Raw genomic sequence first — 23,678 nt, 5'->3', positions numbered from 1 at the left:
GAGCGAAGCTGAAGGCATGGCTTCGACTGCGGCGCTAGATCCCGGAGGGACCCAGCCGGACGACGCCGCCGTGCGGCGATCCGATACGCTCCTGCCCGGAGGGGCGCAAGGCGGGCCCCTGCAGGGGCGTCTGCGCACGCGCACCCTGATCAACCTGCGCTGGCTGGCGATCGCCGGCCAGACCGCCGCGGTGCTGTTCGTCGGCTTCGTGCTGAAGTTCCCGGTGTCCTACGCCGAATGCCTGTCGCTGATAGCGCTGTCGGCCTGGTTCAACCTGGCGCTGGCGCTGTCGCCGATGGGCCGGCGCACCGCCCAGCCCTGGGAGGCGGCGGGCCAGCTGGTGTTCGATCTGGTGCAGCTGGGCGGCCTGCTGTTCTTCACCGGTGGGGTGGTCAATCCGTTTAGCCTGCTGCTGATCGCGCCCGTGACCCTGGGCGCGGCGACCCTGCCGGCGCGCCAGGCGCTGGGGGTGGGGGTGATGGCCCTGGTGATCACCCTGGGCGTCGCCATCTGGGCGCTGCCAATGCCCTGGGCCGCGGGCGAGAGCCTGGAACTGCCGGTGGTCTACCGCGTCGGCTGCTGCATGGCGATCGTCGCCGGCATCTGCTTCACCGGCGGCTACGCCTACCAGGCGGCGAACGAGGCGGCGCGCATGGAGCTGGCGCTGAACGTCACCGAGACGGTGCTGGCGCGCGAGCAGCGGCTGTCGGCGCTGGGGGCCCTGGCCGCGGCGGCGGCGCACGAGCTGGGCACGCCGCTGGCCACCATCGCCATCGTCGCCAAGGAGATGGCCCGCGAGGCGCCCGAGGGGCCGACCCGCGACGACGCCATGCTGCTGGTGGCCCAGGCGCAGCGTTGCCGCGACATCCTGCGCCGCCTCGCCGAGACGCCGGACACCGGCGACGTGGTGCACGAGCGCATGAGCCTGCTGCAGTTCGTGCGCGAGGTGGTCGAGCCCTACGCCGACGCCGACGCCGTGCAGGTCGAGGCCGTGGTCACCGGTCCGCCCGGCACCCCGGCGCCGGACCTGTGGCGGCGTCCCGAAATCCTGCACGCCATGACCTCGATCGTCGAGAACGCCTTCGACTTCGCGCGCAACGAGATCCTGGTCAGCGCCCGCTTCGACGCCAGCTCGATCGCCATCGAGGTGCGCGACGACGGTCCCGGCTTCTCGCCCGAGGTGCTGGCCAAGCTGGGCGAGCCCTATGTCACCAGCCGTCCGGGGGCGGAGGGCTCGCGCACCGGCCACATCGGCATGGGCCTGGGCTTCTTCATCGCCAAGACGCTGCTGGAGCGGACGGGGGCGGTGGTCAGCTTCCGCAACGGCCGCCGCGGCGGCGCGATCGTCACCGCCCGCTGGCTGCGGGACCGTATCGAGGCGCCGCCGGGGCCGATGAGCGGGCCGGCGTTTTGAGAGTCCGCGGGGTCATTTGCCGTGGCTGCAGCGCACGGCCCTTGCCGAGAACGTCGTTTCGCGAAACATAATGGTGCAATTGAACGTTCGGGTTGCACGAGGCTGAAGATCGGGGAGTTGAGGGTATGACCAGCATCGAAGGCGCAGTGGCTGAACTGACAGAGAAGACCTTGCTTCTACTCGACGACGACGCCCCGTTGCGCAATCGATTGGGTCGCGCCCTGGAATCCCGCGGCTTCCAGGTCACCCTGGTAGAGAGCGTCGCCGACGCCCTGGCCGCCCTGCGCGCTGCGCCGCCGGCCTTCGCCGTGCTGGACATGCGCCTGGAAGACGGCTCCGGCCTGAAGGTGGTGGAAGCCCTGCGCGACACCCGCCCCGACGCCCGGGTGGTGATGCTCACCGGCTACGGCAACATCGCCACCGCCGTGGCGGCGGTGAAGGCCGGGGCGGTGGACTACCTCTCCAAGCCGGCGGACGCCGACGACGTGGTCAAGGCGCTGCTGGCCGCCGCCACCGGCGAGCCGGTGGCCCCGCCGGAGAACCCGATGAGCGCCGACCGGGTGCGCTGGGAGCACATCCAGCGGGTCTACGAGCTGTGCGGCCACAACGTCTCGGAGACCGCCCGACGTCTCAACATGCACCGCCGCACCCTGCAGCGGATCCTGGCCAAGCGCGCGCCGCGTTGAGGCGCGCCCTGGCGGCGGCGGCGCTGATCGCCGCCGTTCCGAGCTTCAGCGTCGCGCACGAGGCGAGTCAGGAGCTGTGCAAGGCGATGCTGCCCGCACCGTCGGGCGGCGGCTACGTCGCCGCGACCTTCCCCGGCCTGCGCCTGGTCGGCCGCCTGTCGTCCGCGCCCCTGCCGCCGCCGCCCGCGGGGACGGCCCTGGTGGAGTGCGGCCGCGACGCCATCACCCCGACCCTGAACGACGTGCGGGTGCTGACCGACTATCACCTGCCGCTGTCGATCACCGACGGCGAGCGGGTGGCCTTCCTTGAGGTCGACAAGGGCCAGGTGGTGCTGCGCATGGCGCAGGGCGACCTGACGCCGCAGGAACTGCGCGAGGTCCGCGCGCGGCTCGACGCCCTGCAGCTGGCGTTCAACGCTTCGGGCGCCGCCTCAGGCCAGGCGCATCGCCGCTAGCCGGCCGAAGGCGACGGTCAGCGCCTTGCGCCGCGGACCGCTGAGCGAACTCACCGGCGCCTCGCGCAGCACCACCCCGTCGAAGGCGTCGGCGACGATCAGCCCGGGCTCCTCGGGCAGGATCTGCCGCGGGAACTCCGGCGCCACGGCGAAGAAGAAGGCGTCGCAATAGGGGGCGTACTCATGCCATTTGCGGTCGACCCGGAAATCCTCCAGCGAGGACTTCACCTCGGCGATGGCGATCTCGCCCTTGGGCCCCAGCGCCATGATGTCCGCCCGCCGCCCGTTCGGCAGGCCCACCTCCAGCAGCGGCGCATAGCCCAGCGCCAGGAACAGCCGCGCCGCGCCGCGGGTCACGGCGCTGGTGGTCTCGGGCCGGGAAAAGGTGAGGATGACGGCGTCCACGCCGCCATTCTGTTCCGCTTATGTTCGCGCGGTCAAGCTCCTCCCCCGCTGCGCGGGGGCGGAGAAGATGGGTTACCGCGACAGCTGCTGCGGGAAGGCCAGGTGGCTCAAGTCGTAGCCCAGGGCGTGCACCCGCTGCAGGGCGGCGGTCCTGGTGGCGGGGTCGAGCACCGGGCGGCGCGACATCAGCCACACGTACTTGCCGCCGGGCGTGCCCATGATCGCCCAGGCGTTGTCGTCGGCGTGGTCCAGGATCCAGTACTCCTGGCTGACCAGGCCGCCGAAGAACATCATCTTCATCTTGGCGTTGCCGCTGGCCGGCAGGATCCGCGCCTTGGCGCTGTAGGTCTTGGCCGGTCCCTGCGGCGTGCCCTCGTGACAGACCTGCACCACGTGGAAGTCGCCGTTCGACCAGCCGGAGAACTCGCTGGTCGAGCCCTGGCAGTTCTGCTGCATCCGGTTCGGCGTGCGGGCGATCTCGTACCAGCGGCCGGAGAACAGGGTCGGGGCCACCGCCTTCACCGGCTGGGGCGCGCCCGCGCAGGCGGCGGTCGACAGGGACAAGGCCAGCGCCAGGGCCGCGCCGGCTGAGGCGGTTGCAAGGGGGAGAGGTGAAATCATCCGCTTCATCGCCGTGCGAATTTACCCGGGTTGTGGGCAAACGAAAGACGCCCCGTCCAAGATTGGACGGGGCGCTTTGCAAACGCTTAACAGCCTTGAAAGATGCGGCTACTCGGCGGCCAGCAGGTTGCCGACGGCGCGTTCCTTGAAGTTGATGGCCTTCAGGTAGGCGATGCCTTCCTCGGCGATGTCGTCGCCGACCATCTTGTCGCCCTCGGCCTTCAGCTCATCCATATCCACGTACATGCCGTAGAAGGCGCGCGTGCGGTCGGTGATGATGCCGGCGTTGAGCAGGGTCTTGATCAGGACGCGGAAGATGTTGGTGGCTTCCTTCATGTCCTCGCGGCGGGCCTCGTCGGTGGCCACCTTGGCGATCTCTTCCAGCACCTTGTCCGGGTCGAGGCCGAATTCCTCGTACAGGTCGCGCTGCTCGGACGGGGAGACCAGGTTGAACAGCAGGGTCTGGAAGCAGTGCGCCGCCCAGTCCTCGATGATCGCGTGTTCCTCGGCGTTCAGCTTGGGGATGGTGCGGTCGGCCCAGATCTTGCCGAACTTGTGGTGGAACGCCTCGTCGGTCATCACCAGCTGCATCAGCTTGCGGCCGAGCGGATCGTTCAGCTGCTGGAAGAAGGTGGCGAAGGCGCCCATGGCCAGGCCCTCCACCAGCATCTGCATGCCGATGATCTTCTTGTAGACCTCCGGCGAGCCGATGATGTCCACCAGCAGGGTCTGCAGCGTCGGGCTGCAGGCCACCGGCCGGCCCCAGCGGGCCTTGATGTACTTGGCGAAGGCCGTCACGTGGCGGGCCTCTTCGCGGGTCTGGTTGGCGGCGTATTCCTGGGCGCCCTGGTCGTAGAGCACGTGGCAGAGCGAGGCCGACAGGTTCAGCGCGCCCTGTTCGCCGTGCAGGATCGACGAGAAGCTGCGCAGGGTGGACTGGTTGATGAACCGCGCGCGATCCTTGGGATCGGACAGGTGGTTCTTCACATAGTCGGTGTGCAGCGCCGCGATCATCGTCTCGGGGACGATCGGGGTGTTCTCCATGTCGAACGGCTCGTCGAAGTCGATGTACTTCTTGTCGAGCGGATCCCAGAAGTGGTCGTGGGTGGCGGCGATGATCTTGTCGAAGGCGGTGGAGCGCTGGCCGTAGCGGTCCAGGTTCAGCATCGACTCGAAGTCGTCCGGCGCAACGGCGTCGTAGACGGCGTCCTTGGTGATGTTCCCATCGGCCACGGCAAATTCCTCCATGCTCGTCCAGATCAGGTGGGCGCACGATGGCGATGGATCGTTAAGGCGTCAATAAAAATGACGCCCCCGTCACCGATTAAATCCCGGTAAGGATTCGACTTTCCGTAACGGCGCCGGCTAGCCGTCGACCAGGCGCTGGAACATGTCGGCCAGCAGGGGCTCGAAGGCGCTGCGCTCGGGCTCGCCCAGGGCCGCCTCGCGGATCATGGTCTCCACCAGCAGGCCGATGAACAGGGACGAGAACAGGCGCGCGCGGGCTTCCGCGGCCTCGCCGCCCAGCCAGTCGCGGATCGGACCCATGAACCGCTCCTGCACCGTCTCGCTCAGCAGGTGCACGGTGGCCGGCGAGGTGGCGGCGCGCAGGATCATGCGAAAGCCGTCCATGCCCTGGCTGGTGCGGCCCGCGAAGATGTGGGCGATGCGCCGGCCGAAGTCCTCGCGCTCGCCGGTGAACAGCTGCGCCGAACGGACGGCGTCGCGCAGGCAGGCGTTGAACAGCCCCTGCTTGCCGCCGAAGTAGCGGTTGATCAGCGCCGCATCGACCCCCGCCTCGGCGGCGATGTCGCGCAGATAGGCGCCCTCGTAGCCGGAGCGGCCGAAGTGGATCTTGCCGGCGGCCAGGATCGCCGCGCGGGTGGCCTCGGCGTTGCGCTTCCTGACTTCCGGATGGCGCGCCCCGGGCCGGTCCGCCGGCGGGCAGGGCTCCGATGCGGCGTCGGGGCGGACGAGGGTGAGGTCGGCGGCAGGTTTAGTCATTGTCGAATGACTAGTTACGCCTGTCCCCCGGGCTTGTCATCCGCACGCTCGCCGCGTTGAACCTATCGGCCTGCTGGGAATTGTTGCAGCATGGACGTGACCTCCGCCGCCATCCGCCGCATCCGCTACGACGAGCGGGCGCAGAAGCTGTACGTACGGTTCGTCGACGGCGACGAATACCTCTACGTCGGCGTGCCCTCGACGGTGAACCAGGCCTTCCGCGAGGCGGACTCCAAGGGCCAGTACTTCGCCAAGGCGATCCGCGACCGGTATCCGTACAACAAGCTGAACTAGCGACCTTCTGCCTGCGTCCTCCCTCCCCCTTGTGGGGAGGGAAAGATCGCGCAGCGATCAGGGTGGGGAAGTGCGATGGAGCCCGCCGGCCAGCGAATTTGGTCTCTGCACCGGCAGGCGTTCCCCACCCTGCCCGCTTTGCGGGCTGTCCCTCCCCATGAAGGGGAGGGAGGAATAGAGCCTAGCCGCGCCGGTCCCGGTTGGCCTTGACCCTCAGGCGCAGGGCGTTGAGGCGGATGAAGCCGGCGGCGTCGCGGTGGTCGTAGGCGACCTTGCCCTCCTCGAAGGTGACCAGGTCCTGGTCGTAGAGGGAATAGGGGCTGGTGCGGCCGATGACGGTGACGTTGCCCTTGTAGAGCTTCACGCGGACCTGGCCGGTGACCATCTGCTGCGACAGGTCGATGGCGGCCTGCAGCATCTCGCGCTCGGGGGCGAACCAGAAGCCGTTGTAGATCAGCTCCGCATAGCGGGGCATCAGCTCGTCCTTCAGGTGCATCGAGCCGCGGTCGAGGGTGATCGACTCGATGCCGCGGTGGGCGGCCAAGAGGATGGTCCCGCCGGGGGTCTCGTAGACGCCGCGCGACTTCATGCCGACGAAGCGGTTCTCCACCAGGTCCAGGCGGCCGACGCCGTTGTCGTGGCCGAGCTGGTTGAGCCGGGTCAGCAGCGCCGCCGGCGACAGCCGCTCGCCGTCGATGGCGACCGGGTCGCCCTTCTTGAAGTCCATCGTGAAGATGGTCGGCTTGTCGGGCGCATCCTCCGGCGAGATCGTCCGCTGGTGCACGAACTCGGGGGCTTCCAGCGCCGGGTCCTCCAGCACCTTGCCCTCCGACGAGGAGTGCAGCAGGTTCGCATCGACGCTGAACGGCGCCTCGCCGCGCTTGTCCTTGGCGATCGGGATCTGGTTCTGCTCGGCGTACTCCAGCATCGCCTCGCGGGACTTGAAGTCCCACTCCCGCCAGGGGGCGATGATGCGGATGTCGGGCTCCAGGGCGTAGTAGCCGATCTCGAAGCGCACCTGGTCGTTGCCCTTGCCCGTGGCGCCGTGACAGACCGCGTCGGCGCCGGTCTTGCGGGCGATGTCGATCTGGGTCTTGGCGATCAGCGGCCGGGCGATCGAGGTGCCGAGCAGGTACTGGCCCTCGTAGACGGTGTTGGCGCGGAACATCGGGAACACGAAGTCGCGCACGAATTCCTCGCGCAGGTCCTCGATGAAGATGTTCTCCGGCTTGATGCCCAGCATCAGCGCCTTCTCGCGGGCGGGCGCCAGCTCCTCGCCCTGCCCCAGGTCGGCGGTGAAGGTCACCACCTCGCAGTGATAGGTGTCCTGCAGCCACTTCAGGATGATCGAGGTGTCCAGGCCGCCGGAATAGGCGAGGACGACTTTCTTGACGGGCTTTTCGGACATTTCGCTTCCTGGAGAGGGCCGCGAACGCGGCGGCCGGCCATGAGGGATTTCTGCCGCGCCTTTAAGGCCTTGATCGATGACAATTCAACCCTCGCCGGAAGCCGGCATGAAGCGGACAATAGGAATGTGCTAGCCGCCGCCGTCGCGCGTTCCCATGTAGCGTTCGGCGAGGAAGCAAACGGGAGATGAGCCTCATGGCCGCCGACAATCCACGCGACTGGATGTGGGGTGACGCCCTGGAAGTGATGGCGCGCGCCGAGCGGCTGCATCAGCAGCTGTTCCAGCCCATGCGCGGGGTCGCGCGGCGGCCGGTGTGGACCCCGCCGGTGGACGTGCTGGAGACCGACGACCAGGTGCTGATCATCGCCGCCCTGCCCGGCGTGGCCGAGGACGCCGTGTCCCTGGTGCTGGAGGGCGCGGTGCTGGTGATCGCCGGCGAACGGCAGCTGCCGGCCGAGGTGCGCGCCGCCCACATCCATCGCCTGGAGCTGCCGCAGGGCCGCTTCGAGCGCCGCGTGCCGCTGCCGGCGGGACGCTATGACCAGATCCGTCACCGCCAGGTGGACGGCTGTCTGCAGGTGAGTCTGAGGAAGAGCGCATGAGCACCGGAGGATCCATGGCCGATTCCGCCACCCCCGCCACGGCCGAGGTCCGCGCTCCGGACGGCGCCCGGCCGGCGCCCGAGCAGCGTGGCCCCTCAGACAAGAATCCGGGTCCGCCCAGCGACGCCTTCATCGTCGTGCCGGTGCGCGGCGCGGTGCTGTTCCCCGAGATCGTCGTGCCGCTGACCATCGGGCGGCCGATGTCGGTGGCCGCCGCCCAGCAGGCGGTGCGCGAGCAGCGCCAGGTGGTCGTGGTGCTGCAGAAGGACGCCGAGCAGGAGGCGCCGCGCACCGCGGCCGACCTCAGCACCATCGGCGTGGTGGCCAACATCCTGCGCTACGTCACCGGGCCGGGCGGCGAGCACCATCTGATCTGCCAGGGCGTGCAGCGCTTCCACATCACCGAGGTGCTGGACGGCTGGCCCTATCTGGTGGCCCGCGGCCTGCACCTGCCCGAACCCACCGACATCACGCCCCAGGTCGAGGCGCGGTTCCTGAACCTCAAGCAGCAGTCGCTGGAGATCCTCGACCTCTTGCCGCAGACCCCGCCGGAGCTGCGCGCCACCGTCGAGCAGATCAGCGCGCCCGGGGTGCTGGCCGACATGGCCGCCGCCTACACCGACGTGCCGCCGGCCGAGAAGCAGGAGGTGCTGGAGACCCTCGACCTGGTCCCGCGCCTGGACAAGGTCTCGCGCATGCTGGGCCACCGGCTGGAGGTGCTGCGGCTGTCGCGCGACATCGCCGGCCAGACCCAGGCGTCGCTGAGCAAGCGTCAGCGCGAGGCGTTGCTGCGCGAGCAGCTGGCCACCATCCAGCATGAGCTGGGCGAGGACGAGGGCAACACCGCCGAGATCGCCGAGCTGGAGGCCGCCGTCGCCAAGGCCGGCATGCCCGAGGAGGTCGAGGCCCAGGCCCGCAAGGAGCTGAAGCGGCTGCGGCGCATGCCGGACGCCAGCGCCGAGTACGGCATGATCCGCACCTATCTGGACTGGCTGATCGAGCTGCCGTGGAAGACGCCGGAGCCCAAGGCGATCGACATCGCCGAGGCGCGGGCGATCCTCGACGCCGACCACTACGGCCTGGAGAAGATCAAGACCCGGATCCTGGAGTTCCTGGCGGTGCGCAAGCTGGCGCCGGAGGGAAAGGCCCCGATCCTGTGCTTCGCCGGCCCGCCGGGCGTGGGCAAGACCTCGCTCGGCCAGTCGATCGCCAAGGCCATGGGCCGCAAGTTCGTGCGCGTCTCGCTGGGCGGGGTGCATGACGAGGCGGAGATCCGCGGCCACCGGCGCACCTATGTCGGGGCCCTGCCGGGCAACATCATCCAGTCGATCCGCAAGGCCGGCGCCCGCGACTGCGTGATGATGCTGGACGAGATCGACAAGATGGGCGCCGGCGTGCAGGGCGATCCCAACGCCGCCATGCTCGAGGTGCTGGACCCCGAGCAGAACGGGACCTTCCGCGACAACTACCTGGCCGTGCCGTTCGACCTGTCGCGGGTGGTGTTCATCGCCACCGCCAACATGCTGGAGAACGTGCCGGGCCCCCTGCGCGACCGCATGGAGGTGATCAGCCTGGCCGGCTACACCGCCGGCGAGAAGCTGCAGATCGCCAGGCGCTACCTGGTGCGCCGCCAGCTGGAGGCCAATGGGCTCAAGCCCGAGCAGGCGTCGATCGACGATGCGGCCCTGACCCGGATCATCGAGGGCTACACCCGCGAGGCCGGCGTGCGCTGGCTGGAGCGCGAGGTCGGCCGGGCCCTGCGCCATGCGGCGATGCAGATCGCCGAGGGCAAGGCGGCCAGCGTGCATATCGGCGAGGCCGACGTCGAGCCGATCCTGGGCGCCCTGCGCTTCGAGAACGAGGTGGCCATGCGCACGACCGTGCCGGGCGTGGCCACCGGCCTGGCCTGGACCCCGGTGGGCGGCGACATCCTGTTCATCGAGGCGGCCAAGACCCCCGGTGGCGGCCGGTTGATCCTCACCGGCCAGCTGGGCGAGGTGATGCGCGAGAGCGTGCAGGCGGCGCTGTCGCTGGTGAAGACCGAGGCGGCGACCCTGCAGATCGATCCCGCGGCGTTCGAGAAGGCCGACATCCACGTGCACGTGCCGGCCGGCGCCACGCCCAAGGACGGCCCGAGCGCGGGGGTGGCGATGTTCACAGCCCTGACCTCCCTGTTCACCGGCCGCCCGGTGCGCAGCGACACCGCCATGACCGGCGAGATCAGCCTGCGCGGCCTGGTGCTGCCGGTGGGCGGCATCAAGGAAAAGGTGGTGGCCGCCTCCGCCGCCGGCGTCACCCGGGTGATGCTGCCGGCGCGCAACCGCCGCGACTACGACGACATCCCGCAGGAGGTCCGCGACAAGCTGGAGTTCATCTGGCTGGAGCGGGTCGAGGACGCCATCAAGGCCGGCCTGGAGCCGGGCCATGCCCCCGATCCCGTAGCCGAGGCGGCCTTCGAAGGCGAGCTGAAGCCCTAGGCTTCTGCGGCGACGGCGGCGGAACCCCTCACCTTCCCACGCGCCTTGCTCTCGCAAGCCGCGTGGGCCCCTCCCTCTCCCTATGGGAGAGGTGAAGGGTCGGGGCGTCGCGAGGGCCTTATCATGCTGATCGCGCTGGGAAAAATACCTCTCCCATAGGGAGAGGGAGGGGCCCAAGGTCTGCGCGACAGCGCTGAGCTTGGGAAGGTGAGGGGTTCCGCCCTCTCCGCCCCTAAACCGATACCTGGGTCCCCAGCTCCACCACCCGGCCGGGAGGGATCTTGAAGAAGTCGGTGGGGTTGGCGGCGTTCTTCATCAGGAAGATGAACAGCCGGTCCTGCCACAGCGGCATGCCGGAATTCGACGACGGCACCACCGAGCGCCGTCCCAGGAAGAAGCTGGTGGCCATGATGTCGAACTTCAGGCCCTGCTTGCGGCACTGCGCCAGGGCCTTGGGGATGTTGGGGCTTTCCATGAAGCCGTAGGTCAGCACCACCTTGGTGAAGTCGCCGCTGGAGGCGCTGATCTTGATGCGGTCCTCCTCCTTGACCCGCGGGGTCTCGGCGGTGGCGACGGTCAGGATCACGTTCTTCTCGTGCAGCACCTTGTTGTGCTTGAGGTTGTGCATCAGCGCCACGGGGGCGACGTCGGGCTCGGAGGTCAGGAAGATCGCCGTGCCGGCGGCCCGGTGCGGCGGGCGCACGGCCAGGATCTCGATCAGCTCCTTCAGGGGCACGCTGTCGCGGCGGGTCTTCTCGGAGAGGATCTGCACCCCGCGCGACCAGGTCCACATCAGGGTCACCATGGCCGCGCCGAACGCCAGCGGCAGCCAGGCGCCGTCCGGGATCTTCAGCAGGTTCGAGGAGATGAAAGTCATGTCGACGATCGCCAGCGGGATCAGCAGGGCGGCGATCTGCAGGTTGTTCCACTTCCAGATCCGCTTGGCGACGACGTAGGCCAGCAGGGTGTCGACGAACATCGCCCCGGTCACGGCGATGCCGTAGGCCGAGGCCAGGCGGTGCGAGTTCTGGAACACCACCAGCAGCACCAGCACCCCGGTCATCAGCAGGCTGTTGACGGCCGGCACGAAGATCTGCCCGGCCTGGGTCTCGGAGGTGCGCTTGATGTCGAGCCTGGGCAGCAGGCCCAGCTGCACCGCCTGCTGGGTCATCGAGAAGGCCCCGGTGATCACCGCCTGGCTGGCGATCACGGTGGCGGCGGTCGCCAGGATCAGCACCGGCCAGTAGGCGAAGTCCGGGATCATGCTCCAGAACGGGTTCAGCCGCGCCCCGACGTCGTGCATCTCGCCGGCGTGCAGCACGTGCGCGCCCTGGCCGAGATAGTTCAGCGCCAGGCAGGGGAACACCAGGAACAGCCACGCCGCGCGGATCGGGCTGCGGCCGAAATGCCCCATGTCGGCGTAAAGCGCCTCGGCCCCGGTCACGGCCAGGAACACGCTGCCCAGGATGACGAAGCCGACGAAGCCGTTCTCGATCAGGAACTGGATCCCGTAGCCGGGCCAGAAGGCGCGGAAGATGCTGAGATCCTCCTTCAGGTGGAACAGCCCCAGGGCGCCCAGCACCAGGAACCACACGGCGGTGATCGGGCCGAAGAAGGCGGCCATCCGGTGGGTGCCGCGCGACTGCGCCAGGAACAGGGCCACCAGCAGGCCGGCGGCGGCCGGCAGCACATAGGGTGCGAACATATGCCCCAGGTGCGGCGCGTCCTTCAGGCCCTCGGCGGCGGACAGCACCGAGATCGCCGGGGTGATGATGCCGTCGCCGTAGAACAGCGAGGCGCCGGCGATGCCCAGCAGGAAGATCGGCAGGGCGCGGCGGCCGACCGCGCGCTGCGCCAGCGCCATCAGCGCCAGGGTGCCGCCCTCGCCCTTGTTGTCGGCGCGCATCAGGAAGATGACGTACTTCACGGTGACGATCAGGGTCATGGCCCAGATCACCAGCGACACCACCCCCAGCACGGCGTCTTCAGGCCGGCCGACGGCCTTGGAATGGCCCAGCGCCTCGCGCATGGCGTAAAGCGGGCTGGTGCCGATGTCGCCGAACACCACGCCGACCGAGCCGAGGGCGAGCGCCAGGAAGCCCTGCGGCTTGGCCCCGTGCCCGGCATGTTCGGAGGATGTCTCGGAAACGGCCGGTTCGTCCTTGGCGGGCGCGGCGGGGGCTTCAACAGCCAATTCGATCTCTCCGGGGACGCTGCGGCGACTCGACGAGGCGCGCGGCCGACCCATGGCGACGGCGGCGCGCGATACACCCAATCCCGGACCGGTTCAATCGGGGGCCTCCGCGACGCGGCCTGAACATTTGCTTTTCAACCCGCGAGCGACGAGCCTAGGTTCCTGGCTGGCGCCACAACGCCCCAACTTCCCTAAGGCGCCAAGTCCTCCCATCTAATTGACATGTCCGACAGCCAGAAATTCCCCGTTGCGGCCCATACGCTGGCCTACCTTGCCCACAAGCAGGCGACGGGTCCGGCCGCGGCGGTGTCCAGCGCCGAGCTGGCGGCCTCGGTGCCGACCAATCCGGTGGTGGTGCGACGGGTCACGGCGCTGCTCTCCAAGGCCGGCCTGATCTCCACCCGCACCGGCGCCAGCGGCGGGGCCTGGCTGCTGCGCCCGGCGTCGCAGATCTCCCTGTCCGAGGTGCTGCGGGCGGTGAACGGCTGCGCCAAGCTGGGCGTTGCGCCGGCGGGGGCGCAGGGCTGCCCGGTGGGTGCGCGCATTCCCGACGCCATCCGCGCCGCCATCGAGGCCGCCGACGAGGCCGCCGCCGCCCGACTGGGGCAGATTTCGGTGGCGGACCTGCTGGACGGCGATCCGGCCGACACGGACAAGAGCGCGGCGGCGTAGGGCGGCCTAGGGCGAGGTCCGGCTTCGGCCATCCGCCGGCTTCGGCCATCCGCCACCTGTGGCGGCAATACTCCGCCCGCCGTCCGGGCCTCGCTGAGGCCGTGCAGGGTCTCGTCCGCCCCGGTTCGGCCACAGGCCAAGCCGTTCATGTAAAGCGTGGCCGTGAGCCCTTCCCCTGGGAGCCGCAGGCGCCCATCTGCGTTGGAGAGGTGGGCGGTTCACGGGGAGGGGCGAGCGTTCGCCCCAGAGGAGCGAAGGATGATCAACGCCGACCAATGCCGAAAGCGCGCCAACCGGTTGCTGCGCCGGGCGACCAGGATCGCCGACCCCGACGCCCGCGCCGCCTACCAGGAACAGGCTCGCTCATGGATGTCGCTCGCGCGGCTCGCGCGGTGGGACCAGCTGTTCGGCGGCGAGGACGGCGGCAAGCTGCTGCACTGACCCGTCGCCCGCGAACCCGCCCGAAGCCGCCATGTCGCCTGACCGCGTGACGGCGCCCCGAACCGGCGCCACATAGGGGCATGGCCGATCCAGTCGACCCAGCCTCTCCGGCCAACGGCGCCCCGACAGCGGCGGTGACGCGCGCGCTGGAGCCGTCCGCCACAGCGCGCAACGCGCTGGTGGTGATTGCGGCGATCGCCGTGGGCGCCGCCCTGCGCTGGATGGGCGGCATCATCACGCCCCTGCTGCTGGCGCTGTTTCTGCTGATCATGGTCGACGGCCTGGCGCGCACCGTGCGCCGGCGGATCCCCGCGGTCTCCGAGGGCGTCGCGACCGCCGCCGCCCTGCTGCTGGCCGCCGGCGCCTTTGCCGCGTCGGCCTGGGTGGTGGCCGCCTACGCCGGCGACTTCGTGGACAAGCTCACAGGCTACGGCGCCCGGCTCGACGAGCTGCTCGACCGCATGGCCGCCGCGGTCGGCGCGCCGACGCCGCCCAGCATCGACACCCTGTTCGCCCGCTTCGATCCTGGCAACTACATCGGCGCCGTCGCCGAGGTGCTGCAGAACTTCGCCTCCAACGCCGTGCTGGTGCTGATCTACCTGGGTTTCCTGATCGCCTCGCGCGCGGCCTTCGAGAGCAAGCTGAAGCGGATGTTCCGCAGCGAGGATGGCCGGCAGGGCGCGCTGCGGCTGATGGATCACGTACGCGACAGCGTCGAGCGCTACCTGTGGATCCAGACGGTCACCGGGCTGATGATCGCCCTGGCTTCGTGGGTGGTGATGGCCCTCGCCGGGCTCGACAACGCCTTCTTCTGGGCCTTCCTGATCTTCGTCGTGAACTATGTGCCGATCGTGGGGGCCGCGGCCGGCATCCTGCTGCCGGCGCTGTTCGGCCTGGTGCAGTTCGACGACTACGTCCGGCCGCTGATCCTGCTGCTGGCGCTGTGGGCGATCACCTTCGTGGTCGGCAACGTCATCCTGCCCCGCATGCAAGGCGACAGCCTGAACATGGATCCGGTGATCGTGCTGCTGTCGCTGGCCTTCTGGGGCGCGATCTGGGGCATGCCGGGCATGTTCATGTCGACGCCGCTGACCGTGCTGGTGATGGTGATCCTGGCGCAGTTCGAGGGCGCGCGCTGGATCGCCATCCTGCTGTCCGCCGACGGGGATCCGGACCGCTGGCGCGAGACGCCCCCGGCCGTCGCGGCTCCTCCGTAACGTAAGCGTGAAGCTGGCCGCGCTTTAAAGTTGTGCCAAACGGTCTATCTAAACCTTGCCCGGTCGCCAGTTCCGGGCGGCCGGCGTCACCCCCCCGCATGCCGGCCGAAGAGGCAAAGAGACGGCCGCCGCGATCCCCCCCTGCGGTCCGGGCGTCTGGCGCCGCCGGTGTCAAAACCGGCGGCGCGGCCTCGTTTCGGCGGGAATTTTGCGCGAAAGCCGGTCGATCGTGCGCGAATTGGCCCCGTTTGGCGCGCAAATCGTCGTCATTCGGCAATGCTTCCGTCGCCGGAAGGGACTAGGGTCCCGGCCATGCCGCTGGATCATCCCGCCCCTCCCGCCGGCCCTCTGGCCGACGCCTTCCGCCAAGAGATCGCCCGCCAGAGCCTGCCAGACGCGGGCGCGGACGCCTTCATTGCCAGTGTCCTGGCCGACTATCGCCCCGAGGAGCTGCCCGGCTTCGGCGAGGGCGCCCTGGCCGCTCGCCTGGCGGACTTCTGGGCCTGGGGCCAGGCGTGGGATGGCGGCGCGCCCAGCGTGCGGATCATTCCGCGGGTCGCCTGGCCAAGCGACTCCGGGTCGGGCGAGGCCGCCGACGTGCTGGAGATCGTCCAGCGCGACGCCCCCTTCCTGGTCGACAGCGTGATGGGCGAGGTGGGCGAGGCGCGCGCCAGCGTGCGCGCCATGTTCCACCCCATGGTCGCGGCCGGCGGCCGGCGCACCTCGATGATCCAGGTCTGGCTGGAGCCGCTTTCCGAGAGCCGCCACGCCGGCCTGCTGGACGGGGTGCGGGCGGCCCTGGCCGACGTGCGCGCCGCGGTCGACGACTTCCCGGACCTGCTGGCGCTGATGGCCCGCTCCATCAAGGACCTGGAGCGCGCGCCGCTGGCCGCCGCCGACAAGGACGCCCTGGCCGAGGACCTGGCCTTCCTGCGCTGGCTGGACGCCGGCCACTTCGTGTTCCTCGGCGGCCGCACCTACGAATACCCGCGCACCGCCGACGGCGGCTACGCGGCCGAGGAGCCGCTGTACGAGCCGCAGGGCAGCCTGGGCGTGCTGCGCGATCCCGACCGCACGGTGCTGCGCCGCGGCAGCGAGCCGGCGATCCTGTCCCCGGCCCTGCGCCGGCGCCTGGAACGGGCCGAGCCGGTGATCGTGGCCAAGGCCAACCTGCGCTCGCGCGTGCATCGGCGCGGCTACATGGACTACGTCGGCGTGCGCCGCTATGGCGACGACGGACGAGCCTCGGGCGAGGTGCGCTTCGTCGGCCTGTTCACCGCCGAGGCCTACGACGAACCGGCGCACGAGACGCCGATGATCCGGCGCAAGGTGGCGCATGTCCTGGCCCGCGCCGGGCACGCCGCCGGCAGCCACAACGCCGTGCGCCTGACCAACATCCTGGAGAGCTATCCGCGCGACGAGCTGTTCCAGATCTCGGAGGACGAGCTGCTGGAAACGGCGCTCGGCATCCTGCACCTGTCGGACCGCCCGCGGGTGAAGCTGTTCCTGCGCCGCGACCCCTTCGACCGGTTCGTCTCGATCCTGCTGTACGTGCCGCGCGAGCGCTACGACCAGCGCCTGCGCGAGCGGGCCGGCGAGCTGCTGGCCCGGGCGTTCGGCGGCCGGGTCTCGGCCTATTATCCGGCGTTCTCCGACGCGCCCCTCGCGCGCGTGCACTACATCATCGGCCTGACTCCCGGCGACCACCCGGAGCCCGACGTGGCCATGCTGGAAGCGCAGGTGGCGACCATCGCGCGCACCTGGGAGGACGACTTCGAGGACGCGGCGCGCCGGCAGGTGGCCGACCCGCTGACCCTGGCCCAGCTGCTGGGCGAGTTCGGCGGCGCCTTCGCCGTCGGCTACAAGGACCGCTACGGCGCCGACGAGGCGGTGGCGGACGTCGGCATGCTGGCCGCCCTGGCGCCGGGCGAGGTCGGCGTGCGGGCCTTCCGCGCGGCGAACGACTCCCCGCTGCAGTTCCGGCTGAAGCTCTATCGCCGCGATCCCGCGCCGATCCCGCTCGCCGAGGTGCTGCCGATCCTCGACAACATGGGCCTGCGGGCGCTGGTGGAGGACGGCTATCGCCTGGCGCCGCGGCTGCCGGACGGTTCAGCCGGCGACGCCTGGGTGCACGAGTTCCTGCTGGAGGACCATCGCGGCGAGCGGCTGGTGTTCGCCGAGGTGCGCGAGCCGTTCGAGGCCGCCTTCCGCGCCTGCTGGACCGGCGCGGCGGAGAACGATCCGTTCAACCGCCTGGTGCTGGAGCTCGCCCTGCCGTGGCGCGAGGCCGCCCTGGTGCGCGCCCTGGCGCGCTATCGCCAGCAATCCGGCCTCGACCCCAGCCAGGCGGTGCAGGAGGCGGCCGTCGCCGAGCACCCCGGCGTCACCCGGCTGATCCTCGACCTGTTCAAGGTGCGCTTCGACCCGGCCGTCGCCGCCACCAAGGAGCAGCGCCGGGAACGCGCCCTCGCGGTGGAGGCCGAGATCGAGGCGGCGCTGCAGGCGGTGGAGAGCCTCGACGCCGACAGGGTGCTGCGCCGCCTGGCGGCGCTGGTGGGCGCCATCACCCGCACCAACTATTTCCAGCCCGACGAGGACGGCGCCGACAAGGGCTACATCGCCTTCAAGGTGGCCAGCCGCGAGCTGGCCGACCTGCCGGCGCCCAAGCCGTTCCGCGAGATCTTCGTCGCCGCCCCGCACGTCGAGGGCGTGCACCTGCGGTTCGGCCCGGTGGCGCGCGGCGGCCTGCGCTGGTCCGACCGGCGCGACGACTTCCGCACCGAGGTGCTGGGCCTGGTCAAGGCGCAGCAGGTCAAGAACGCGGTGATCGTGCCGGTGGGCTCCAAGGGCGGCTTCTTCCCCAAGGCGCTGCCGCGCGGCGGAACGCCGGACGCGGTGCGCGCCGAGGCGATCCGCGCCTACAGGACCTTCCTCTGCGGCCTGCTGGACCTGACCGACAACATCGACGCCGACGGCGCGGTGATCCATCCGCCCAGCGTGGTGATCCACGACGCCGACGACCCCTATCTGGTGGTGGCGGCCGACAAGGGCACGGCCACCTTCTCGGACATCGCCAACGGCGTGGCCGAGGCCTACGGCTTCTGGCTGGGCGACGCCTTCGCCTCCGGCGGCTCGGCGGGCTACGACCACAAGGCCATGGGCATCACCGCCCGCGGCGCCTGGGAAGGCGTCAAGCGCCATTTCCGCGAACTGGGCAAGGACATCCAGGCCGAGCCGTTCACCGCCGTGGGCGTCGGCGACATGTCCGGCGACGTGTTCGGCAACGGCATGCTGCTGTCCAAGGCCACCCGGCTGATCGCCGCCTTCGACCATCGCCACGTGTTCCTCGACCCGAACCCGGACGCCGAGCGCTCATGGGCCGAGCGCAGGCGGCTGTTCGACCTGCCGCGCTCGTCGTGGGACGACTACGACCGGGCGGCCCTCTCGCCCGGCGGCGGCGTCTTCGCGCGCACCCTGAAGTCCGTGCCGGTCAGCGACGAGGTCAAGGCGGCGCTGGACATCAAGGCTGACGAGCTGTCGCCGGCCGAGCTGATCGTCGCGATCCTCAAGGCGCGGGTGGAGCTGCTCTATCTCGGGGGCATCGGCACCTATGTGAAGGGCCATTTGGAAACCAACCTCGACGTCGGCGACAAGGCCAATGACGCGGTGCGGGTGAGCGGCCGCGAGCTGCGCTGCAAGGTGGTGGGCGAGGGCGCCAACCTCGGCTTCACCCAGGCCGGGCGCATCGAGTTCGCCCTGGCAGGCGGGCGCATCGACACCGACGCCATCGACAACTCGGCCGGCGTCGACACCTCCGACCATGAGGTGAACATCAAGATCCTCACCGGCATGGCCGAGCGCGCCGGCGAGCTGACCCGTCCCGACCGCGACGTGCTGCTGCAGTCGATGACCGACGAGGTCGCCAGCCACGTGCTGGCGCACAACTATGACCAGACGCTGTCGCTGTCCCTGCAGCAGGTCGAGGCGGCGGCGGATCTGGACGCGCACGACGACTTCATGACCGATCTGGAGCGCCGCGGCCGGCTGGACCGGGCGCTGGAAGGCCTGCCGGGGCCGCAGGCGATCCAGGCCCGCCGCGAGGCCGGCAAGGGCCTGACCCGGCCCGAGCTGGCGGTGCTGCTGGCCTACGGCAAGCTGGACCTGTTCGACGACGTGATCGACACCGCCGCGCCGGACGATCCCTGGTTCCAGGCGACGCTGGAGGCCTATTTCCCCAAGGCGATGCTGCGCTTCGACGAAGCGATGAAGCGCCACCGTCTGCGCCGCGAGATCATCGCCACCGTGCTCGGCAACCAGATGATCAACCTCTGCGGCCCGACCTTCCCGCGACGCCTGCGCCAGGCCGCCGGCTGCGGCGTGGCCGAGCTGGTGGTGGCGTTCGAGGCGGCCCGGCAGGTGCTGCGCTTCGACGAGACCTGGGCGCGGGTGGCGGCGCTGGACGGCAAGGTCCCCGCCGCCGGCCAGATCGCCCTGTTCCGCGAGCTGTCCTATGTGCTGCGCGGCGAGACGTTCTGGCTGGCGCGCAAGGCCGGGCGCGACGGCGCCGGGGTGCAGGCGCTGGTCGGCGCCTATCAGCCGGCCGTCGACAGGCTGAAGACCCTGGTGCCCGCGGTGCTCTCGCCGTTCGAGCAGAAGGCGGCGGTGCGCCGCGCGGCCGGCTGGATCAAGGCCGGCGCGCCGCGCGACATCGCCCACTCCGTGGCGCTGATGCGTCCGCTCACCGTGGCCGCGACCCTCACCGACCTGGCTGCGGGCTCGAGCTGGTCGCTGGACGCGGCGGCGCGGGTCTACCACCGGGTCGGCGGGGTGTTCGGCTTCGACAAGCTGCGCGCCGCAGCCGGCTCTCGCACCGGCGGCGACGCCTACGAGCGCCTGGCCGTGCGCCGGCTGATCGAGGACATGCTCAGCGAACAGGCCGCCCTGACCGGTTCGGTGATGGCCTTCTCCGGCAAGGCCGAGGCCGGCGAGGGCGCCGACGTCGCCCGCGGCGCGGTGTCCTCGTGGTCCGCCCTGCGGCCGGACGCGGTCCGCGCCGTCAAGCGCACCCTGGACGAGATCGAAAAGGCCGGCGGCGGCTGGACCTTCGCCAAGCTGACCATCGCCAACGCGGCCCTGCGGGAACTGGCAGGGTCGTAGAGGCATCCTCCCTCCCCTTCATGGGGAGGGAAAGATCGCGAAGCGATCAGGGTGGGGAACTGAGATGGCGAGCGCCGGCTAACGACTTTGGCCTCTGCGCCGGCAGGCGTTCCCCACCCTGCCCGCTGCGCGGGCTGTCCCTCCCCATAAAGGGGAGGGCAGAGGCTACCAGATCCGCACGCGGTCGTTCGGCGCCACGTAGTACTTGTCGCTCGGCTGCACGTCGAAGGCGGCGTACCAGCCGTCGTTGTTGCGCGCCGGGCCGATCACGCGGAACTGGGCGGCCGAGTGCGGATCGGTCTTGGTCTGCTGGATGGCGGCGTCCTGGCGCTGCTTCTGGCGCCACACCTGGGCCCAGGCCAGGAACACCCGCTGGTCGCCGGTCAGGCCGTTCAGCACCGGCGGCGTCCTGCCCTTCAGCGCGGCGTGGTACGCGTCCAGCGCCAGCAGCAGCCCGCCCATGTCGGCGATGTTCTCGCCCATGGTCAGCTGGCCGTTGATCGGATAGCCCGCCACCGGCTGGTAGCTGTCGTACTGCGCGCCCAGGCGGTCGGCCTGCGCCTTGAACTTGGCGGCGTCCTCCGCCGTCCACCAGTCGGTCAGCACCCCCAGAGGGGGAAGAGAATCGCAGCATCGGCCCTCGGTCTCTTCCCCCTCTGGGGGAAGTACCCGCGAAGCGGGGGTAGGGGGCTCCAGCGGAGAACGGTTGCCCTAGTGCCGGAACACCCGCACGCCGGTGAAGGCCATGGTGATGCCGGCCGCGTCGGCGGCGGCGATCACCTCGTCGTCGCGGATCGAGCCGCCCGGCTGGATCACCGCGGTCGCCCCCGCCTCGACCGCCTGGATCAGGCCGTCGGCGAAGGGGAAGAAGGCCTCGGACGCGCAGGCCGAGCCCTTGGCCAGACTTTCCGGCAGGCCGGCCGCCTCCGCCGCCTCGCCGGCGCGCAGGGCGGCGATGCGGGCGCTATCGCGGCGGTTCATCTGTCCGGCGCCGATGCCGCCGGTCTGGCCGTCCTTGGCGAAGACGATGGCGTTGGACTTCACGTGCTTGGCGATGGTGAAGGCGAACAGCATGTCGCGCACCTCCGCCTCGGTCGGCTGGCGCCTGGTGACGATCTTCAGGTCGGCCGGCGTGATCCGTGCGGTGTCGCGGGTCTGCACCAGGAAGCCGCCGGCCACCGAGCGGAACACCTCGCCGGGCGCCATCGGGTCGGGCATCTGGCCGGTCAGCAGCAGGCGCAGGTCCTTGCGCCGCTTGAACACGGCGATGGCGTCGTCATCGGCTTCCGGGGCGATCACCACCTCGAAGAAGATCTTCACCATGGCCTTGGCCGTGGCCGCGTCCAGCCGCCGGTTCATGGCGACGATGCCGCCATAGGCCGACACCGGGTCGCACTGCAGCGCCTTCTCGTAGGCGTTCATCAGGTCGCCGGCGATCGCCACGCCGCAGGGATTGGCGTGCTTGATGATGGCCACGGCCGCATGCGCCGCGGGGTCGAACTCGGCCGCCAGCTCCAGCGCCGCGTCGGTGTCGTTGACGTTGTTGAACGACAGTTCCTTGCCCTGCAGCTGGCGGGCGGTGGCCACGCCCGGGCGCGGGTTGGCGAAGGTGTAGAACGCCGCCTGCTGGTGCGAATTCTCGCCGTAGCGCATCACCTGGCGCAGGTCGCCGGCGATGGTCTTGCGCGCGGGCCACGGCTCGCCGGGCGCCTCGGTGGTCTGGCCGGCGAACCAGGCGGCGATGGCGCCGTCGTAGGCGGCGGTGCGGGCATAGGCGCGGGCGGCCAGCTTGCGGCGCAGGGCCAGGGTGGTGGCGCCGGTGGCCTCCAGCGCGGCCAGCACCTCGGCCATGTCCTCCGGCGCGGTGCAGACCGCCACATAGGGATGGTTCTTGGCCGCCGAGCGGATCATCGCCGGGCCGCCGATGTCGATGTTCTCGACGCACTCGTCGAACGCGGCGCCCTTCGCCACCGTGGCCTCGAACGGGTAGAGGTTGACGTACAGCAGGTCGATGCCGCCGATGCCGTGCTCGGCCATGGCCTGGGCGTGCTCCGGCGCGTCGCGCACCCCCAGCAGGCCGCCGTGCACCACCGGGTGCAGGGTCTTCACCCGACCGTCCATCATCTCCGGGAAGCCGGTCAGGTCGGAGACGTCCTTTACCGCCAGTCCCGCGGCGGCGATCGCCGAGCGGGTGCCGCCGGTGGAGACCAGCTCCACGCCGAGCGCGGCCAGGGCCTTGGCGGTCTCGATCAGGCCGGTCTTGTCGGACACCGAGATCAGGGCTCGGCGGACCGGGGCCTTGTCGGGGGCGGGGGGGAACTGGGGCGCTGCGGGCACGGCGATCTCCTGGCTTGAGGTGTGATCGCCCAGGCGCGCGGCGGAGAGAACCCGCGCTCCCCGGTGGTGCCCCACCTCGATCGCCAGTCACGCGGATGGCGGGGTCATAGTCCCGGCGCGGGCACCGGTCAACGCGACGCCGCGGCGTTTGTACCATCCTACCCAATTTAGGCGCCGCGCCCTTGTGTGGCGCCGCCGCCACACGCACATGCGCTCCATGACCGGGGGGTCAGTTGGGAAGCCCTCGGACGATGACTCTGGACAATCGCTGCGCCGACTGCGAACGCGGACCCTGCGCGCAGCACCTCGCGCCGGCCGAGCTGACCCGTCGCTCCCGCCCCGTCGCAGAGGCCTGCGCAGCGGTGGATCCCGAGCGCCTGAAGATCCGGCCCTGCGAAGTGCTGCAGTGCGTGATGTGCGGCGACAGCAACGCCAGCATCGCCGAACGCCTGGGCATCTCGGTGTCGACGGTGAAGTATCACCTGCGCCGCATCGTCGCCCAGGCCGCCCGGCGCCCGGCCAACGACATCTAGGGTTCAACCCCGGGCGGGGCCGGGGCTAGGGTGCGGCGACGGACAGCAGGAGGTCGCCATGGCGGACAGGCCGCTCACGCAGGAGCAGACTCCCACCGAGGATCAGGGCCGCACCGAACAGCAGCGCAAGTGGAGGGCCTCGGTGCGCGCCTCGCTGGAGACGACCACCGGCCGGTCGCTGGCGCAGTGGGTCGAGATCGCCGGACAATGCCCGGAGACCCGGCCCAGGGCGCGACAGAAATGGTTCAAGGACGTGCATGGCCTGGGCCAGAACTACGCCATGCTGGTGATGGGCGAGGCGGCCCGGGCGGCCGGGGTCCCGCGCAGCACCCCCGAACAGACCGCCGCCGCCCTCTGGACCGACGCCAACGCCGCCGCGATCGCCCGCGCGCTGCAGGCCAAGGTCGACGCCATCGACGGCGCCATCACCGGCCAGCGCAAGACCTACGCCACCTGGTCGCGCCGCTACGCCTTCGCCGCCGCACGGCCAGGCCGCCCGGCCAGCACCGTGCGGCTGGGCCTGGCGCTGGAGCCGGACGCCGATCCCAGGCTGTCGCCGCCCGGGCGGGAAGGCTGGTCGGAGCGGCTGAAATCCACATTGGTGCTCGTTTCGGCGACAGAGGTGGATGCGGCCGTCGCCACGTTGCTGAGGCAGGCGTTCGCGGCGAGCTGAGGGCGGAGCCGGCGGAGCCCCTCACCTTCCCAACCGCTGCGCGGTCGGGCCCCTTCCTCTCCCTCGAGGGAGAGGAGTCTGTGAGCAG

The 23,678-nt window shown here is 70.5% G+C and carries 20 protein-coding genes and 1 riboswitch; of the genes, 12 read left to right on the top strand and 8 right to left on the bottom strand.

Translation table 11 applies throughout. From position 1 onward, the window contains the following. Positions 1 to 16: 16 nt before the first annotated feature. The 3 genes from ACO2Q3_RS22915 to ACO2Q3_RS22905 all read left to right on the top strand — a co-directional run bounded on the left by ACO2Q3_RS22915 (position 17) and on the right by ACO2Q3_RS22905 (position 2,555). Positions 17 to 1,414 (top strand): ActS/PrrB/RegB family redox-sensitive histidine kinase, encoded by a 1,398-nt coding sequence (locus ACO2Q3_RS22915; RefSeq protein ID WP_423310882.1) that lies wholly within the window; start codon positions 17 to 19, stop codon positions 1,412 to 1,414. Positions 1,415 to 1,539: 125 nt separating this feature from the next. Then, a complete protein-coding gene (locus ACO2Q3_RS22910) occupies positions 1,540 to 2,100 on the top strand; it encodes an ActR/PrrA/RegA family redox response regulator transcription factor (RefSeq protein ID WP_423310880.1) in 561 nt (186 codons plus the stop codon). Beyond that, on the top strand, positions 2,097 to 2,555 hold the full coding sequence (locus ACO2Q3_RS22905; protein ID WP_423310878.1) for a hypothetical protein: 459 nt from the start codon (positions 2,097 to 2,099) through the stop codon (positions 2,553 to 2,555). Before ACO2Q3_RS22910 ends, ACO2Q3_RS22905 begins: the two co-directional genes overlap by 4 nt. Here ACO2Q3_RS22905 and mmcB read toward each other — a convergent pair. The 4 genes from mmcB to ACO2Q3_RS22885 form a co-directional block, all read right to left on the bottom strand. Continuing rightward, positions 2,532 to 2,960, bottom strand: coding sequence for a DNA repair putative endonuclease MmcB (gene mmcB / locus ACO2Q3_RS22900; protein WP_423310876.1), 429 nt, complete (start codon positions 2,958 to 2,960; stop codon positions 2,532 to 2,534). The genes ACO2Q3_RS22905 and mmcB overlap by 24 nt on opposite strands. Before the next feature lie 72 nt (positions 2,961 to 3,032). After that, positions 3,033 to 3,524, bottom strand: coding sequence for a lipocalin family protein (locus ACO2Q3_RS22895; RefSeq protein ID WP_423310874.1), 492 nt, complete (start codon positions 3,522 to 3,524; stop codon positions 3,033 to 3,035). A gap of 165 nt (positions 3,525 to 3,689) precedes the next feature. Beyond that, complete coding sequence (locus ACO2Q3_RS22890) at positions 3,690 to 4,814, bottom strand: ferritin-like domain-containing protein (RefSeq protein ID WP_423310872.1); 1,125 nt, start codon at positions 4,812 to 4,814, stop codon at positions 3,690 to 3,692. A 132-nt stretch (positions 4,815 to 4,946) separates the two neighbouring features. Continuing rightward, on the bottom strand, positions 4,947 to 5,585 hold the full coding sequence (locus ACO2Q3_RS22885) for a TetR/AcrR family transcriptional regulator (protein WP_423310870.1): 639 nt from the start codon (positions 5,583 to 5,585) through the stop codon (positions 4,947 to 4,949). A gap of 90 nt (positions 5,586 to 5,675) precedes the next feature. Between ACO2Q3_RS22885 and ACO2Q3_RS22880 the strand changes: the two genes are divergently transcribed. Next, complete coding sequence (locus ACO2Q3_RS22880; protein WP_423310868.1) at positions 5,676 to 5,879, top strand: KTSC domain-containing protein; 204 nt, start codon at positions 5,676 to 5,678, stop codon at positions 5,877 to 5,879. 181 nt (positions 5,880 to 6,060) lie between these two features. Here the strand turns inward: ACO2Q3_RS22880 and ACO2Q3_RS22875 are convergent, their stop codons facing one another. Continuing rightward, positions 6,061 to 7,287 carry an argininosuccinate synthase gene (locus ACO2Q3_RS22875; protein ID WP_423310866.1) on the bottom strand — a complete coding sequence of 409 codons (1,227 nt, stop codon included), beginning with the start codon at positions 7,285 to 7,287 and terminating at the stop codon, positions 6,061 to 6,063. A gap of 185 nt (positions 7,288 to 7,472) precedes the next feature. Between ACO2Q3_RS22875 and ACO2Q3_RS22870 the strand changes: the two genes are divergently transcribed. Together ACO2Q3_RS22870 and lon are read left to right on the top strand one after the other, a co-directional pair. Further along, the gene (locus ACO2Q3_RS22870) at positions 7,473 to 7,889 is read left to right on the top strand and encodes an Hsp20/alpha crystallin family protein (RefSeq protein ID WP_423310865.1); all 417 of its coding nucleotides are present in this window, start codon (positions 7,473 to 7,475) and stop codon (positions 7,887 to 7,889) included. Continuing rightward, positions 7,886 to 10,366 (top strand): endopeptidase La, encoded by a 2,481-nt coding sequence (lon, locus tag ACO2Q3_RS22865; RefSeq protein WP_423310863.1) that lies wholly within the window; start codon positions 7,886 to 7,888, stop codon positions 10,364 to 10,366. The genes ACO2Q3_RS22870 and lon overlap by 4 nt, the downstream gene beginning before the upstream one ends. Positions 10,367 to 10,598: 232 nt before the next feature. Here the strand turns inward: lon and ACO2Q3_RS22860 are convergent, their stop codons facing one another. Next, positions 10,599 to 12,560 carry a potassium transporter Kup gene (locus tag ACO2Q3_RS22860; protein ID WP_423310861.1) on the bottom strand — a complete coding sequence of 654 codons (1,962 nt, stop codon included), beginning with the start codon at positions 12,558 to 12,560 and terminating at the stop codon, positions 10,599 to 10,601. 222 nt (positions 12,561 to 12,782) lie between these two features. Between ACO2Q3_RS22860 and ACO2Q3_RS22855 the strand changes: the two genes are divergently transcribed. The 4 genes from ACO2Q3_RS22855 to ACO2Q3_RS22840 all read left to right on the top strand — a co-directional run bounded on the left by ACO2Q3_RS22855 (position 12,783) and on the right by ACO2Q3_RS22840 (position 20,047). Further along, positions 12,783 to 13,232, top strand: a complete 450-nt coding sequence (locus tag ACO2Q3_RS22855; RefSeq protein WP_423310859.1) for an Rrf2 family transcriptional regulator — start codon at positions 12,783 to 12,785, stop codon at positions 13,230 to 13,232. A 258-nt stretch (positions 13,233 to 13,490) separates the two neighbouring features. Next, complete coding sequence (locus ACO2Q3_RS22850; protein WP_423310857.1) at positions 13,491 to 13,673, top strand: hypothetical protein; 183 nt, start codon at positions 13,491 to 13,493, stop codon at positions 13,671 to 13,673. An 80-nt stretch (positions 13,674 to 13,753) separates the two neighbouring features. After that, positions 13,754 to 14,890 (top strand): AI-2E family transporter, encoded by a 1,137-nt coding sequence (locus ACO2Q3_RS22845; protein WP_423310855.1) that lies wholly within the window; start codon positions 13,754 to 13,756, stop codon positions 14,888 to 14,890. A gap of 312 nt (positions 14,891 to 15,202) precedes the next feature. Next, entirely contained in the window at positions 15,203 to 20,047 is a 4,845-nt protein-coding gene (locus tag ACO2Q3_RS22840) for an NAD-glutamate dehydrogenase (protein WP_423310853.1), read from the top strand. Between the two features lie 165 nt (positions 20,048 to 20,212). On the opposite strand, the gene ACO2Q3_RS22835 is transcribed toward ACO2Q3_RS22840, so the two are convergent. Beyond that, positions 20,213 to 20,653, bottom strand: a complete 441-nt coding sequence (locus ACO2Q3_RS22835; protein ID WP_423310852.1) for a M13-type metalloendopeptidase — start codon at positions 20,651 to 20,653, stop codon at positions 20,213 to 20,215. Between the two features lie 105 nt (positions 20,654 to 20,758). Further along, the gene (gene purH, locus ACO2Q3_RS22830) at positions 20,759 to 22,384 is read right to left on the bottom strand and encodes a bifunctional phosphoribosylaminoimidazolecarboxamide formyltransferase/IMP cyclohydrolase (RefSeq protein ID WP_423310850.1); all 1,626 of its coding nucleotides are present in this window, start codon (positions 22,382 to 22,384) and stop codon (positions 20,759 to 20,761) included. Positions 22,385 to 22,404: 20 nt separating this feature from the next. Next, a riboswitch (ZMP/ZTP riboswitch) is annotated at positions 22,405 to 22,485 on the bottom strand. Positions 22,486 to 22,635: 150 nt separating this feature from the next. Between purH and ACO2Q3_RS22825 the strand changes: the two genes are divergently transcribed. Together ACO2Q3_RS22825 and ACO2Q3_RS22820 are read left to right on the top strand one after the other, a co-directional pair. Next, on the top strand, positions 22,636 to 22,917 hold the full coding sequence (locus ACO2Q3_RS22825; RefSeq protein WP_423310848.1) for a helix-turn-helix transcriptional regulator: 282 nt from the start codon (positions 22,636 to 22,638) through the stop codon (positions 22,915 to 22,917). A 58-nt stretch (positions 22,918 to 22,975) separates the two neighbouring features. Continuing rightward, positions 22,976 to 23,590, top strand: coding sequence for a DUF4287 domain-containing protein (locus tag ACO2Q3_RS22820; protein ID WP_423310846.1), 615 nt, complete (start codon positions 22,976 to 22,978; stop codon positions 23,588 to 23,590). Positions 23,591 to 23,678: the final 88 nt, after the last annotated feature.

This window comes from Caulobacter sp. KR2-114 (assembly GCF_049446115.1).
Lineage (GTDB): Bacteria > Pseudomonadota > Alphaproteobacteria > Caulobacterales > Caulobacteraceae > Acaudatibacter.
Note: the sequence above shows the minus strand (reverse complement) of the source record. Positions and strands in the feature narration are given on the sequence as shown.